General features: G+C 66.0%; 11 protein-coding genes. 6 read left to right on the top strand and 5 right to left on the bottom strand.

Annotated elements, in window-relative coordinates; all coding sequences use genetic code 11:
- Window positions 1-419 precede the first annotated feature (419 nt).
- From MC375_RS11765 to MC375_RS11755, 3 genes are read left to right on the top strand one after another with little or no spacing between them, the layout of a single operon-like run.
- Complete coding sequence (locus MC375_RS11765; RefSeq protein WP_242103587.1) at window positions 420-1,802, top strand: glycoside hydrolase family 27 protein; 1,383 nt, start codon at window positions 420-422, stop codon at window positions 1,800-1,802.
- Between the two features lie 33 nt (window positions 1,803-1,835).
- A complete protein-coding gene (locus MC375_RS11760; protein WP_242103586.1) occupies window positions 1,836-2,861 on the top strand; it encodes a glycoside hydrolase family 43 protein in 1,026 nt (341 codons plus the stop codon).
- Between the two features lie 37 nt (window positions 2,862-2,898).
- Entirely contained in the window at window positions 2,899-5,358 is a 2,460-nt protein-coding gene (locus MC375_RS11755; protein ID WP_242103585.1) for a glycoside hydrolase family 127 protein, read from the top strand.
- Between the two features lie 124 nt (window positions 5,359-5,482).
- On the opposite strand, the gene MC375_RS11750 is transcribed toward MC375_RS11755, so the two are convergent.
- Both MC375_RS11750 and MC375_RS11745 read right to left on the bottom strand, forming a co-directional pair.
- Window positions 5,483-6,994 carry an acetyl-CoA hydrolase/transferase family protein gene (locus tag MC375_RS11750; protein ID WP_242103584.1) on the bottom strand — a complete coding sequence of 504 codons (1,512 nt, stop codon included), beginning with the start codon at window positions 6,992-6,994 and terminating at the stop codon, window positions 5,483-5,485.
- 22 nt (window positions 6,995-7,016) lie between these two features.
- Window positions 7,017-8,057, bottom strand: a complete 1,041-nt coding sequence (locus tag MC375_RS11745; RefSeq protein WP_242103583.1) for an LD-carboxypeptidase — start codon at window positions 8,055-8,057, stop codon at window positions 7,017-7,019.
- Window positions 8,058-8,198: 141 nt separating this feature from the next.
- On the opposite strand from MC375_RS11745, the gene MC375_RS11740 reads away from it, so the two are divergent.
- The 3 genes from MC375_RS11740 to MC375_RS11730 all read left to right on the top strand — a co-directional run bounded on the left by MC375_RS11740 (window position 8,199) and on the right by MC375_RS11730 (window position 11,702).
- Window positions 8,199-9,566, top strand: coding sequence for a M14 family zinc carboxypeptidase (locus MC375_RS11740; RefSeq protein WP_242103582.1), 1,368 nt, complete (start codon window positions 8,199-8,201; stop codon window positions 9,564-9,566).
- Window positions 9,567-9,691: 125 nt separating this feature from the next.
- Window positions 9,692-10,084, top strand: coding sequence for a GFA family protein (locus tag MC375_RS11735; protein ID WP_242103581.1), 393 nt, complete (start codon window positions 9,692-9,694; stop codon window positions 10,082-10,084).
- A 469-nt stretch (window positions 10,085-10,553) separates the two neighbouring features.
- Window positions 10,554-11,702, top strand: coding sequence for a diguanylate cyclase (locus tag MC375_RS11730; RefSeq protein ID WP_242103580.1), 1,149 nt, complete (start codon window positions 10,554-10,556; stop codon window positions 11,700-11,702).
- A gap of 78 nt (window positions 11,703-11,780) precedes the next feature.
- Here the strand turns inward: MC375_RS11730 and MC375_RS11725 are convergent, their stop codons facing one another.
- The 3 genes from MC375_RS11725 to MC375_RS11715 all read right to left on the bottom strand — a co-directional run bounded on the left by MC375_RS11725 (window position 11,781) and on the right by MC375_RS11715 (window position 13,372).
- Window positions 11,781-12,260 (bottom strand): META domain-containing protein, encoded by a 480-nt coding sequence (locus tag MC375_RS11725; protein ID WP_242103579.1) that lies wholly within the window; start codon window positions 12,258-12,260, stop codon window positions 11,781-11,783.
- Between the two features lie 87 nt (window positions 12,261-12,347).
- Window positions 12,348-12,776 (bottom strand): VOC family protein, encoded by a 429-nt coding sequence (locus tag MC375_RS11720; RefSeq protein ID WP_242103773.1) that lies wholly within the window; start codon window positions 12,774-12,776, stop codon window positions 12,348-12,350.
- A 284-nt stretch (window positions 12,777-13,060) separates the two neighbouring features.
- Window positions 13,061-13,372 (bottom strand): NIPSNAP family protein, encoded by a 312-nt coding sequence (locus tag MC375_RS11715; protein ID WP_242103578.1) that lies wholly within the window; start codon window positions 13,370-13,372, stop codon window positions 13,061-13,063.
- Window positions 13,373-13,546 lie beyond the last annotated feature (174 nt).

Here is a 13,546-nt window from a genome sequence, read left to right as displayed (position 1 = left end):
CTCTGGGCTAGAAGCGCCGCCCATGCGCCGGCTGCTCAGCTTCCAATCCCATACGCCGCGCTAACGCACGGAAGCGCGGCCGTTGCGCAGGCGGTGTGGCACGGAATCGGGCGGGCCGAGGCTGAGTAGGTCTTCTGCAGACGCGGGACATCAAAGGGAACGGAGGCGATTAAGTAGCGCTTCGAGCTCGCTCGCTTAATCGCCTCCGTTCCCTTTGATTCCGTGCTCTGTGATCCCGCCCGCGCCACGACATTGGCCTTGCCACTTGGCTGGCCGCGTGGGGCCATGTCAACTTGGCATGGCTGCTGCAAATCTTTTCATTGGACCACCGGTCACTGTCAGCCCTAACCTGCCCCCATGACGCGGCCTTGCGCGTTTTCTGCTGCCGCTGTCGAACCGTCAGGGGTACAGGAGGGTCCATGCGTCAATCGAACTTTCTGCGACTTCTAGGTGTCCTGCTGCTCACCGGCAGCCTGTCCGTGGTTTCTGTCGCGGCAATCACCACGCCGCCATCGAACGATTTCCATCAATGGGCCGCCACGCCCCCGTTGGGCTGGAACAGCTGGGATGCCTTCGGCACCACGGTCACCGAAGCGCAGATCAAGCAGCAGGCCGACTTCATGGCCGCCAAGCTCAAGGCGCACGGCTGGCAGTACATCACGGTGGATATCCAGTGGTACCAGCCCACGTCCAAGGGTCACAGTTACGAGGAAGGCGCCAAGCTGGCCATGGACGGTTTCAGCCGCCTGGTGCCGGCGCCGGAGAAGTTTCCCTCGGCCGCTGGCGGCCAGGGCTTCAAGCCGCTGGCCGACTACGTGCACGGCAAGGGGCTGAAATTCGGCATCCACATGATGCGTGGCATTCCGCGCCAGGCGGTGAAGCAGAACACGCCGCTGCTGGGCACGCATCTGCGCGCCGCGGACATCGCCGATATCAACAGCATCTGCACCTGGAACCCGGACATGTACGGCGTGGACATGTCCAAACCGGGTGCACAGGCCTACTACGACTCGCTGATGCAGCAGTTGGCCGATTGGGGCGTGGACTTCGTCAAGGTCGACGATCTCAGCCGTCCGTACGATCAGAACCGGGCCGAAGTCGAGGCCATCCGCAAGGCGATCGACAAGACCGGCCGGCCCATCGTATTCAGCACATCGCCGGGCGAGACCGCCTTGTCCGCCGGCGCTCACGTCAACCGGCATGCCAACATGTGGCGGATCAGCGACGATTTCTGGGATCGCTGGGAACTGCTGCTGGCTCAGTTCAAGCGTCTGCATGACTGGACCCCGTACCGGATCGCCGGCGCCTGGCCGGATGCGGACATGTTGCCGCTGGGCATCGTCGAGTTCGATCGCCCTACCCGTTTCACCCGCGACGAGCAGATCACGCTGATGACCTTGTGGAGCATCGCGCGCTCGCCGCTGATCCATGGCGGCGATATGACCAGTACCGATCCGTTCACGCTGTCCTTGCTCACCAACGACGAGGTGCTCGCGGTCAACCAGCACAGCGCGCACAACCGCCAGCTGTTCCGCACCGACGACGGGCTGATCGCCTGGGTCGCCGATGCGGAAGACGGCAGAGCCAAGTACCTGGCGGTGTTCGATACCCGCGATGCCAGCGCCGCAGCCACCGGCAGTCGCCCGGTCCCGGTGGAACTGGCCGCGCTGGGACTGCAGGGGCAGGTGCAGGTTCGGGACCTGTGGAGCCACACGCCGCTGGAGCCGGTGAGCGGCACGTTCAAGCCGCAGGTCGCACCGCATGGCGCGCGACTGTTCCGTCTCACGCCCAGCGCTGACTGATTCGAAAGTACACGATATATGGAGTCCAGAATCATGCCCTTCTGGAAACACAGTCGCGGCAAAAAGTGGCTGGCTTTGATAACGTTAGGCGCGGTCGCGGTGAGCGTTCCAGCAACCGCACAGGTCAAGCCTGGCAATGCCGCCGGCGCGAACCCGATCATCCGCGATAAATTCACAGCCGATCCCGCTCCGCTGGTCATCGGCGATACGCTGTATTTGTATGTCGGCCACGACGAGGCGCAGCGCGACGAAATGTTCAACATGCGCGAGTGGCTGGTCTATTCGACCAGGGACATGAAGACATGGACCGAACATGCGCCGATCATGAACGTGAAGGATTTCAAATGGGCCAAGGCCGACGCGTGGGCATCGCAGGCGATCGAAAAGAATGGAAAATTCTATTTCTACGCCGCGGTCGAGCACGATGCCACGCATCCGGGCAAGGCCATCGCCGTGGCGGTCTCGGACGAGCCGACCGGCCCCTTCGTCGATGCCCGCGGTTCGGCACTGGTCACCAACGCGATGACGCCAAGGGGCACGCATAGCTGGGAAGACATCGATCCCACCGTGTTCACTGACGATGACGGCACCAGTTGGCTGGCCTGGGGTAACCGCCAGTGCTACATCGCGAAACTCAAACCCAACATGATCGAGATCGATGGGCCAATCCGCGAAATCACGCCGCCACACTTCGAAGAAGGTCCATGGTTGCACAAGCGTGGCAAGCTGTACTATCTGACTTATGCATCGCTGGACCGCAAGACGCAGCGCGACGAACACGTGTCCTACTCGACAGCGTCAAGCATCACCGGGCCATGGACGCACCGTGGTTTGCTGACGGGATCGGGCAAGTACAGTTTCACGATCCATCCGGGCATCGTCCAGTTCAAGGAGAACTGGTATCTGTTTTTGCATAACGCCACGCTGGCGATCGGCGACATGAATGGCGCGATCGGACGTCGGGCCGTGACCGTCGAGCACCTGCAATACAATCCGGACGGCACGATGAAGCCGGTCGTGCAGACTGAAGTCGGCGTGAGCATTCCGCGAGTGCGTTAGCCATGACGACGTTGCGGTCACCGCAGATCAATCGCTCATGAGCATCGACCACGCCAGCGGGCTCAGCCGGCGCAGCTTCGTCAAATCCCTGGCCTTGGCCGCAGCCGTGCCGAACTTTGCATTGGCCGGTCGTGCCGTCGATGCCGGTACCGATGTCACCCGTTTGTTCGCGCTTGCCGATGTCAGCCTCGGCGAGGGCGTGTTCGCCCACTCCCACGCGATCAACCGTCGCTACCTGGCCGCGTTGGCTGTCGACCGCCTGGTCGCGCCGTACCGGATCGAAGCGGCGTTGGCGCCGCGCGCGCCCAAGTATCCCAACTGGGAGTCGATGGGTCTGGAGGGGCATACGGCCGGCCACTACTTGTCGGCGCTGGCGCAGGAAGCGGCGCAGGGCGATGAGGAGATGCGCCAGCGCCTCGACTACATGGTGGCGGAACTGGCCGCGTGCCAGCAGGCCAATGGCGATGGCTACGTGGGCGCCGTGCCCAATGGCCGCGTGCTGTGGAACAGCGTCGCGGCAGGAACGGTCGATGCCAGTTCGTTCTCGCTGGGCGACGCCTGGGTGCCGTTCTACAACCTGCACAAGATGTTCGCCGGCCTGCGCGATGCCTGGTGGCATGCCGGCAACCCCCAGGCCCGGGAGGTCCTGATCGCATTCGTCGACTGGGCCGACCGCCTGGTGGCCGGACTCGACGAGCAGAAGATGCAGGCGCTGCTCGCCACCGAACATGGGGGCATGAACGAGGTGCTGGCCGACGTCTACGCCATCACCGGCGAGCGCCGCTATCTGGCCCTGGCACGACGGTTTTCCCACCACGCCCTGCTCGACCCGCTGCTACGCCGCGAGGACGCGCTGGACGGCCTGCACGCCAATACCCAGATCCCGAAAGTCGTCGGCTTCGCCCGCATCGGCGAACTGGACAACGACCAGGCCTGGATCGATGCGGCCGCCTACTTCTGGGAAACGGTCACCCGGCGCCGCAGCATCGCCTTCGGCGGCAACAGCGTGCGCGAGCATTTCAATCCTGTCGGCGACTTCAGCGCTATGGTGGGATCGCCGGAAGGGCCGGAAACCTGCAACAGCTACAACATGCTGCGGCTGAGTAGGCAGCTGTACCGGGTGGACCCGCAGCCGCGCTACGCGGACTTCTACGAGCGCACGCTGTTCAACCACATCCTCTCCAGCCAGCATCCGCAGCACGGCGGCCTGGTCTACTTCACCCCGATCCGTCCGCGCCACTACCGCGTCTATTCGCAGCCGCAGGAATGCTTCTGGTGTTGCGTGGGCACCGGCATCGAGAGCCACGGTCGCCATGGCGTCTTCGCCTATGCCCATGACGCGCACTCGCTGACCGTCAACCTGTACATGGCATCGCAACTGCAGTGGCGCGAGCGAGAACTGGTACTGCGCCAGGACACCCGCTTCCCGGACGAGGAAACGAGCCGGCTGTCCCTGCAGCTGCGCAAGCCGCAACGCTTCGGCCTGCGCCTGCGTCACCCGCACTGGTTGGAGGGACCGCTCAACGTACGCGTCAACGGCAAGCCATGGCCGCTGCGGTCCACGCCCTCGTCCTATGCCAGCATCGAACGCCTGTGGGCCAATGGAGATCTCGTCGAAATCGATCTTCCCATGCACACCCGCGCCGAAGGATTGCCGGACGGTTCGGACTACGTGGCGCTGATGCATGGCCCGATCGTGCTCGCCGCCCGCACCGGTACCGAAGGCCTGGACGGCCTGATCGCCGACGATGGCCGCGGCAGCCACGTCGCCCCGGGGCCGTTGCTGCCGTTGGACCGCGCGCCGATGCTGGTCGGCAATCGCGATGCGCTGGCGGCACAGGTCAGGCCGGTACCGGGACGCCCGCTCACCTTCGAGGCCGGCGGACTGATCCGGCCCGCCGCCTTCGGCGGGCTACGGCTGGAGCCGCTGTTCCGCGTGCACGACTCGCGCTACATCGTGTACTGGCGTACCGCCACTGCATCGGCCTACCCCGCCGTGGTCCGCCAGATCGAGGCCGCCGAACGCCAGCGACAGGCGCTGGAGGACCGCACCCTGGACCAGGTGATTCCGGGCGAACAGCAACCCGAGGTCGACCACCAGTACCAGGGCCCGGACAGCCGCACCGGTGTGCGTGTCGGGCGCCACTGGCGCGACACGGGAAAGTGGATGTCCTACCGGCTGCAGGCGCCGGACGGTACCGATTCGGCCACCGCCCTCGAGCTGCTGCTCACCTTCTATGGCGGAGACCACAACGAAGGCTTCGAGCTGCTGGCCGATGGACGCCGGCTGACGACGATCAGCCTGCAGGGCGACGCGAAGGACACGTTCGTCGAGCGCAGGATTTCCTTGCCTCTGGAGCTTGGTCGGGCGGCTGCCACCCGGGGAATCACCGTCAAACTGGTGGCCACCGGCGGGCGGCGAACCGGCGCCCTGTTCGGCCTGCGCCTGTTGCGTGCCGAGGCGAATGAAGACCCCGTGCCATCCGAGGGAGATTAGTTCCTGCGGTTCCCGGCGCGCACCCGCGTAGTGCGGACATGCCCGATCCATTCGGAGTACACAGCGTCGTGGTCTGGCGCCTGCCTTTCGCGCGTTCCCTACGGTCAGAGCGTCCGAAGAAGAATCAGGCGCGCATGCTGCCGGTATCCAGGTAACGCTGGTGCCAGGACAGGGCTTCGGGCAGCAGGTGCGGGGTGTGCTTGCCGCGGCTATCGCGGCAGGCGCGTTCGAAGTAGTCGGCCAGCATCGGCCGGTACTCGGGGTGCACGCAGTTGGCGATGACCACGCGGGCGCGCTGCTTGGGCGAGAGCCCGCGCAGGTCGGCCAGGCCCTGCTCGGTCACCACCACGCCCACGTCGTGCTCGGTGTGGTCGACGTGGCTGACCATCGGCACGATCGCCGAGACCGCACCACCCTTGGCCGTGCTGGGCGACAGGAAGCACGACAGGAAGCCGTTGCGGGCGAAGTCGCCGGAGCCACCGATGCCGCTGATGATGCTGGTGCCGGCGACGTGGGTGGAATTGACGTTGCCGTACAGGTCGGCCTCGACCATGCCGTTCATCGCGATGCAACCCAGGCGGCGGATCAGTTCGCCATGGTTGGCGATCCCCTGCGGGCGCAGCACGATGCGGCTGCGGTAGCGGTCGATGTTGCGCACGAACTCGTCCACGCTCGCCGGGCTGAGCGAGAACGATGTGGCCGACGCGACCTCGACGACGCCCTCGTCGATCAGCGCGAGCATTCCGTCCTGGATCACCTCGGTGAACGCAGTGAGTCCGCGGAAGCCCCCCTCGCGCAAGCCCGCGAGCACGGCGTTGGCGATGTTGCCCACGCCAGACTGCAGCGGCAGGAGCTTTTCGGAAAGGCGGCCGGCCCTGATCTCATGGCGGAAGAATTCCACCAGGTGTCCGGCGATGCGGCGCGACACGTCGTTGGGCGGATCGAAGTGGCCGATGCGGTCGGGCGCGTCGGTTTCCACCACCGCCACCACCTTGGCCGGATCCACGCGCAGGTAGGGCTCGCCGATGCGATCGCCCGGATGCAGCAGCGGGATCGGCTTGCGATGCGGCGGCAGCGCGGTGCCGTAGTAGATGTCGTGCATGCCATCCAGGCCCAGCGGCTGGCGATGGTTGACCTCCACGATGACGCGGTCGGCGAGATCCAGCCAGGTCTTGTTGTTGCCCACCGACGTGGACGGCAGCAGGCGGCCGTCGGACAGGATCGCGGTGGCCTCGATCACCGCCACGTCGATCGTGCCCAGGAATCCAAACGCCGCGTACTGCGCCACGTGGCCCAGGTGGATGTCCATGTACTCGATCTCGCCGCGGTTGATGCGCGCGCGCAGCTCCGGGTCGGACTGGTACGGCAGTCGGAAATCGATGCCGCCAGCGCGCGCCAGCGCTCCGTCCAGCTCCGGGGCGGTGGATGCACCGGTCAGCACGCGCAGGCGGAACGGCTCGCCGAGCTCATGCGCCGCGCCGATCCGCGCCGCCAGCGCCAGCGGTACCGCCTTCGGATAACCCGCGCCGGTGAAGCCGCTCATGCCCACGGTCATCCCCGGCCCGATCAGTGCCGCCGCTGACTCCGCGTCCATCCGCCTCGCCGCCAGGCCCGCGTGGGCGATGCGCTCGCTCATGGTCGTCGTCCGCTGCGTCCGTTCAGGCCTGGCCGAACACCGGCTCCAGCAGGCGGAAGCGGCCGGCATCGGCATCCAGCTCCACCCGGCCGCCGACGGGGACGATGAACTGCTCGCGGATGTGCCCGATCATCGCGCCGCGATAGGCGGGGATGCCCAGCGGCTTGATGTGGTCGTGGAAGATCTGGTCCAGCGTCAGCGAGCCGTAGCCGTCGCCCGGATCGCAATCGGTACACTCGCCGAAGATGAAGCCGGCGATCGCGTCCAGCGCGCCCATGAGCTTCAGCGTGGTGAGCATGCGGTCGATGCGGTATGGCGCCTCCGACACATCTTCCAGGAACAGGATCTTGCCCTTGAAGTCGGGCAGATAAGGCGACCCGGCCAGAGCCGTCAGCACCGCAAGGTTGCCCCCGATCAACTCGCCACGCGCCTTGCCGCCGGTGATGGTGAGGGTGCGGTTCTTGCGGGGTACCAGCTCGTCGCCGGCGTCGACGGTGTTCTGGTACTGCATCAGCTCGCGATCGAAGAACACGCGGCGGAACTGATCCACATTGAAGCGATTCCAGCTGCCGGCGCCGATGGGTCCATGAAAGGTCACCAGGCCGGTGCGCGCGTGGATGGCGCAGTGCAGCGCGGTGACGTCCGAGTAGCCCAGCAGCACCTTGGGATTCGCCCGGATGGCGTCGTAATCGAGCATCGGCAGCAGCCGCGCGGCGCCGGAGCCGCCGCGGACGCAGACAATGGCCTTGACCTGCCTGTCGGCGAACATCGCATTGAGATCGCCGGCGCGCCCGGCATCCCTACCCGCCAGATGCCCATAACGCGACGCGTAATGCTCGCCGGTCTTCACCTTGAAGCCCAGCGCCTGCATCGCCTCCTGGGTCAGCTGCAGGCTGAGGCGTTCGTCCGTGGCAGAAGACGGGCTCACCAGCGCAACGGTATCGCCTGGCGCGAGAGCCGCCGGCAGCAATCGCCGGCGCGGCGCCGCGATCGCGGCCGCACCGCCCATGAGCGGCAACAGGGTTGCCAGCGCCGCGCTTCCGATGAAGTTCCGCCTGTCCATGCCTTTGCCTGCCGACCGGAATGCGGAGCAGGTTAACGCAAGGATCAGGTACGCGTGGCGATCCGGCTCGAGCACGCAATGCCGTTTGACAATGCACGTGGCGCCTCCGAGCATGCGGGCCGGTCATGGAGCATCGCCATCATGTCTCGCTTCCTCGCGTTCTCCCTGCTGATCTTCTCGCTGGCGTGGTCGACGGCATCTACGGCCCGCGAAGCCGAAACGGCGCCGGCATCCGCAACCGCGGAAGCGATGCCGCCGCCCCCGGACTGGCTGGGCGCGCTGGATGCGCTGTACGACACGCGTGTGCGGGTGGCGGACCTGGAGGATCGGACGTTTTCGGCGGAACACTGGTGGGCCGTCGCCGGGCCGCTGGCGACCGCAGCGCGCGGCTTCCGGACCGAACAAGTCGGCCGCAGCGCGGAAGGCAGGCCCTTGCGCCACGTGTCATGGGGACGAGGCGGCAAGCGGGTGCTGCTGTGGTCGCAGATGCACGGCGACGAAAGCACGGCGTCGATGGCGCTGGCCGACCTGTTCCGCTTTCTCGGCGAGCATCCCGACCACCCCATCGTGCGGCGCCTGCGCAAGAGCACCGCCCTGCACTTTCTGCCGGTGATGAACCCGGACGGCGCGGTGCGCTTCCAGCGCCGCAACGCGCAGGGCATCGACGTCAACCGCGATGCGCGGGCGCTGGCCTCGCCGGAGGCGCGCGCGCTGCATGCGCTGCGCGAGCGCCTGAAGCCGGCATTCGGATTCAACTTGCACGACCAGCAGGTAGGATACCGTGCAGGCGGCTCCGGCAACGGCACCGCCATCGCGCTGCTGGCGCCGGCCTTCAACGAAGCCCGCGACGTGGATGCCAGCCGCGCTCGCGCCATCGAAGTCGCCGTGGCGATCCGCGCCGTGCTCGAGCCCTACATCGGCGGTCATATCGCCCGGTGGGACGACACCTTCAACCCGCGCGCCTTCGGCGACCTCACTGCCAGGGCCGGCGTGTCCACGGTGCTGATCGAATCGGGCGGCATCCAGGGCGATCCGCACAAGCAGCGCCTGCGCAAGCTCAACTTCCTCGCCCTGGTCGGCGCGCTCGACGCGATCGCCAGCGGCGCGCACGCGGGCCTGCCGCGCGCCCGCTACGACGAATTGCCCGAGAACGGCGAGGTCTGGCCGGACCTGCTGGTCGCGGGCGGTGCGCTGGCGCTGCCCGGGCAGCCGCAGGCCAGGGTGGACCTGCTCATCGACTTCGCACACCCGCTGCTCGAGCGCGGCGGCACCATCGCCGACATCGGCGACCTGGCCGACGTACGCGCACGCCGCACCATCGACGCCACCGGCCTGTACATCGTTCCGTTCGATCCGCCGGGTGCCGCCTTGCGCCAGAGCCCGAGGACACTCGCCTCCGACACGCCGGCCTATTTCCATCTCAGCCGCGACCCGCGGGGACGTGATGTCGTCTGGACGCTGGCCGGGGACGTGGATCCGACGAAGCCGGAGCCGGCGAGCGGGTACTGATGTCTGCCGTGCGAACCGTTGACCGTAGCTTCGCGCCGCGCACAGCCTCTGCGGAACAAACACGCACACGCGCGGCGCCCGCATTCATAAACATTGCCCCACCTGGTTAGAGAAGGAGACTCGGCATGGAACGTTTCACGGGCAGCTGCCTGTGCGGCAACGTCCGGATCGTGGCGTCGGGGCGCCCGTTCCGGGTCGGCCTGTGTCACTGTCTCGATTGCCGCAAGCATCACGGCGCGCTGTTTCACGCGTCTGCCGTGTTTCCCCAGGATGCAGTGACGATCGATGGCGAAACCCGCGATTACGCCGGGCGATTCTTCTGTCCCCGCTGCGGATCATCGGTGTTCGGGCGCAGCGCGGACGAGATCGAGATCAATCTGGGATCCCTGGATGCGCCCGACCAGCTGACGCCCACCTACGAGCTGTGGACCGTGCGCCGCGAGGCCTGGCTGCCGCCGTTTCCGCTTTCGAAACGCTACACGCGCAATCGCGACGCGACAGGGCGCTTCGAGCCGTAGACCCAGGGCTCGAGCACACGGCAACGGAGGCATTCAAGCCAAGCGCTGCACTGCGTTCGACTTATTGCCCTCTTCAGGCTTGCGCGGAGCGACAACGCCGAAAAGCCATTCTGGGACAGGAGCCGCAGCGCACAGCAGTGATCAGCTGCGACGATGACCGTCGTCACGCTGGTGGAAACTGAACAGAGGCGCTTCGACCTGCAGCCACCTGCGCCGCGTTCACGCGGTGAGGAGCTCACCCCAGTGATCATGGATGCAAGCGAAATTCGCCACGCGTGCGAAAACCGGAACGCGACATGCCTTATCTGTTGGCCGAACCCGACATGGACGGACTGGGCACCAAGGGGCGTCGTAGTTACGGGCTTGTTGTGGCTGCGGCCCCCGGCGAGACGCGAGACGGGGGGCATTCAGCGTACGCAAGACCGATGGTGTGGGTGCGCTATGCGGGAGCAAGCCGCAGGCGTTGAATATGATCGATCACCAGCCCACTTCGATCGAGGACGGTACTGGCCAGGGAACGCGCCCGCGCGCGTCGGGCCCCTATTCGAGGTTCGGTGTACATGCTGCGTGGGCGAACAGGCTGAGGGGGAATTTCCACCTCGCGATCGTCGTGCTGTTCGGCGCAATCACCGTGTTGGGCATTACGCCCTTCGCGATCTACCGGTTCGTCAACGGCCAGCCGCTAATCGCGGCAATCGACCTCATGATCGTGGCATGCATCGGCGCGGGCTCCATCTATGCCTGGCGCACGGGCCGCAGCAAGGGCTCGGCGATCTTCGTTGCAATCACCTATTCGATCGGCTGCATCGCGGTCGCGCATCTGGCCGGATTGTCTGGCCTGCTCTGGGTGTACCCGGTCCTGGTGGCCAACTTCCTGCTCGTGAGCCGCTGGCCGGCAGTAGGGATTTCCGCGATCGTGATCGTCGCCGTGGCCTTTGGCGATGCGGCGCTGACGACCGACGCGCAGATGCTCATGTTCGTCGTCACGTCGTTGGTGGTGAGCCTGTTCTCCTTTGTCTTCGCCTCCCGCTCGGAACTGCAGCATTCCCAGCTTGAAGCGCTCGCCTCGCGGGATCCGCTGACCGGCGCGAGCAACCGCCGTGGCATGGAAGCCATACTGGAGGCCGCGATGGTCTCCAGCGTACGCACCGGGAAGCCGCTCAGCCTGCTCATCTTCGATCTCGATCGCTTCAAGCAGATCAACGACGATTTCGGCCATGAAGCAGGCGACCAGGTACTGGTCCAGGTCGCCGATGTGGTGCGCGGCTCCACCCGCACGGACGATCGATTTTTCCGCCTCGGTGGCGAAGAATTCGGGTTGCTGCTCCCCGGCGCCGACGCCGCGACGCTATGGGGCATCGCCGAAAGCCTGCGCGAATCGGTGGAGAGCGAAGTCCAGTGCCACGGCCGAAACGTCACCATCTCGATTGGCGCTTCCCGTTTCCGTCCCGGCGAATCCGTCAGCGACTGGCTGTCCCGCACCGATGCCGCCATGTATCGCGCCAAGCGTTCCGGACGCAATCGCTCGGTGTTCGAGGATGATGTCAGGCTAGGCAGCGATGCCGCTGTCCCGGCGTTCCGGGCCGGACGGCCAACAGAGCAGGTCGAAAATGGGTAGCTCGGATACGCACAGCAGCTGATCCGCCGCGATGATTGCCTGCGCCGTCCATTCAACGATGGCTTACCAATACGGCGGTCACTGCGGCGGACGTACGGCCACCCAGTGACTGCTGCGTCCATCGGCGTGGTCGAGTATGAGTTGCTCCGGGTAGCTTTCGGCGATGCGCCACTGGGCCGCGCCCTCCAGCAGGCCGGTGACGGCGGTATCGGCTGCCATCAGCGCCTGGTCCTGGCAGGCCATGAGCGTGCTTTGCATTTCCAGCACGCGCAGCCGCCCGTCGCGCTCGATGCGATAACGCCCGCCGATGTGGTTGCAGCCGCCTTCCACGGCGACGCGATCGCCTTCGAAGACCAGCGCATGCACGGCGCGGCCGCCGGGCAGCACCGCAGCGATCGGCTGACCGCCGGCATCACGCGCGCCCTGCAGGGCCCATCGCCCGACCTGCGTGAGCGGGTTGGGACCAGCGGCTGGAGACCCCGGATCCGGCCCCATTCCGCCGGCGCATGCCGCCAGCAACAACAGCGAAAGTATTCCTGCAGAGCGAGGCATGGTCATGGCGCGGTACCGGATGGGTCTGGCCGCCAGCTTACGTCCGGACAGCAGCAGGTGGCAGCGTTGGCGTAGGGCGGGCTCAAGCCCGCCTTACACGGATTTCGAGTCCGCTGCGGTCGTGTTCACCATCCACGGCACGCCAAACCGGTCGACCAGGCTGCCGTAGCCCGGCGACCAGAAGGTTTCGGCGAAATCCATCACCACCGTGCCGCCTTCCTTGAGCGCATCGAACCAGCGGCGCGCCTGGTCGGCGTCGTCGGTATGCAGGGTGACGTCGAAGCCGTTCTTGGGCTTGTCGATATTGGGAGCCCACTCCTTGTCCATGTCCGCCCCCATCAAGGCCTGGTCGCCGACCTCGAGCCAGCAATGCATCAGCCAATACTTGTACTTCGGATCGGTCACCGGCATGTCCGGCGGCGCTTCGCTGTAGGGATGGGCGGCTGTGATCTTGCCGCCCAGGACTTTCGCGTAGAACTCGAACGCCTCGCGACACTGGCCGCGGAAGCTGAGACTGGTCACGATCTTCAAGACGAATCCTCCTTCGCGTTGTCAGGCAGGCCGGGCATCAGCCGAGCGCGTACGCGGCTTTCCGGCACCGCAGGCTGCCATAGCGGTGTTTAAAGCCGCATGACGAATCCGCGACGTGGCCCCGAGCCCCTACGTTCCGCCGGTATCCGGTCCGCGCACCTTCACCCCAGCTCACGTCATCCGCTAGGCGAATCCGACCCCAAAACCTGCGCCCAATTTGCGCTGCCAAGCCATGCGTAGCTGGGCGAAGGCCCGCCCTACAGGCCGATGCTGGCTCAGTCTTCGGCGAACAGCGGACGCATGAATGTCCGCTCATAGCGCAGTACGCAGCCAGATTCGTCGCGGATCCTGTCGGCGGCGAGGAACTCGGGATCATGGCCGAAGCGTGCGCGGTAGCGCTCGTAGCTCGCCAGGCTGTCGAAGCTGAAAAGCGCCAAGGCCTTGTCGCTGGCGCCTTCGCCCGGCAGGAAGTAACCGTGATGTCGCCCGCCATGCAGGTTCACCAGTCGCATCCATTCCCTGGAAAAGCGTTCGAACGCCTCGATCTTCGCAGGGTCGATGGTGTAGTGGACGACGCAGGTAATCATGGGTGTTTGCCGCTGGAATGAAATGCAGTCTAGCGCAGACGACCAGGCCCCTTGCAGCACAGGGCATTCAATCTCTGGAGGCAGCGCCCGAGTCGACTTCGACCAGGCGAAAGCGGGTCTTCAAGGGCCCCTCGACGTCACGATTGAGGTCGCGCGCCACGACTTCGACGGTGT

Source organism: Lysobacter sp. M2-1, from assembly GCF_022662495.1.
Classification (GTDB): domain Bacteria; phylum Pseudomonadota; class Gammaproteobacteria; order Xanthomonadales; family Xanthomonadaceae; genus JAKPBU01.
The sequence above is the reverse complement of the archived record's forward strand: the minus strand, read 5'-3'. Positions and strand labels throughout refer to the sequence as shown.

What these genes read in the sequence shown, in the direction of transcription:
- MC375_RS11745 (WP_242103583.1), bottom strand. Translation starts at nt 8,057, where the DNA reads ATGGACAGGCGGAACTTCATCGGAAGCGCGGCGCTGGCAACCCTGTTG.
- MC375_RS11755 (WP_242103585.1), top strand. Translation starts at nt 2,899, where the DNA reads ATGAGCATCGACCACGCCAGCGGGCTCAGCCGGCGCAGCTTCGTCAAA.
- MC375_RS11765 (WP_242103587.1), top strand. Translation starts at nt 420, where the DNA reads ATGCGTCAATCGAACTTTCTGCGACTTCTAGGTGTCCTGCTGCTCACC.
- MC375_RS11735 (WP_242103581.1), top strand. Translation starts at nt 9,692, where the DNA reads ATGGAACGTTTCACGGGCAGCTGCCTGTGCGGCAACGTCCGGATCGTG.
- MC375_RS11740 (WP_242103582.1), top strand. Translation starts at nt 8,199, where the DNA reads ATGTCTCGCTTCCTCGCGTTCTCCCTGCTGATCTTCTCGCTGGCGTGG.
- MC375_RS11750 (WP_242103584.1), bottom strand. Translation starts at nt 6,994, where the DNA reads ATGAGCGAGCGCATCGCCCACGCGGGCCTGGCGGCGAGGCGGATGGAC.
- MC375_RS11725 (WP_242103579.1), bottom strand. Translation starts at nt 12,260, where the DNA reads ATGACCATGCCTCGCTCTGCAGGAATACTTTCGCTGTTGTTGCTGGCG.
- MC375_RS11715 (WP_242103578.1), bottom strand. Translation starts at nt 13,372, where the DNA reads ATGATTACCTGCGTCGTCCACTACACCATCGACCCTGCGAAGATCGAG.
- MC375_RS11760 (WP_242103586.1), top strand. Translation starts at nt 1,836, where the DNA reads ATGCCCTTCTGGAAACACAGTCGCGGCAAAAAGTGGCTGGCTTTGATA.
- MC375_RS11730 (WP_242103580.1), top strand. Translation starts at nt 10,554, where the DNA reads ATGATCGATCACCAGCCCACTTCGATCGAGGACGGTACTGGCCAGGGA.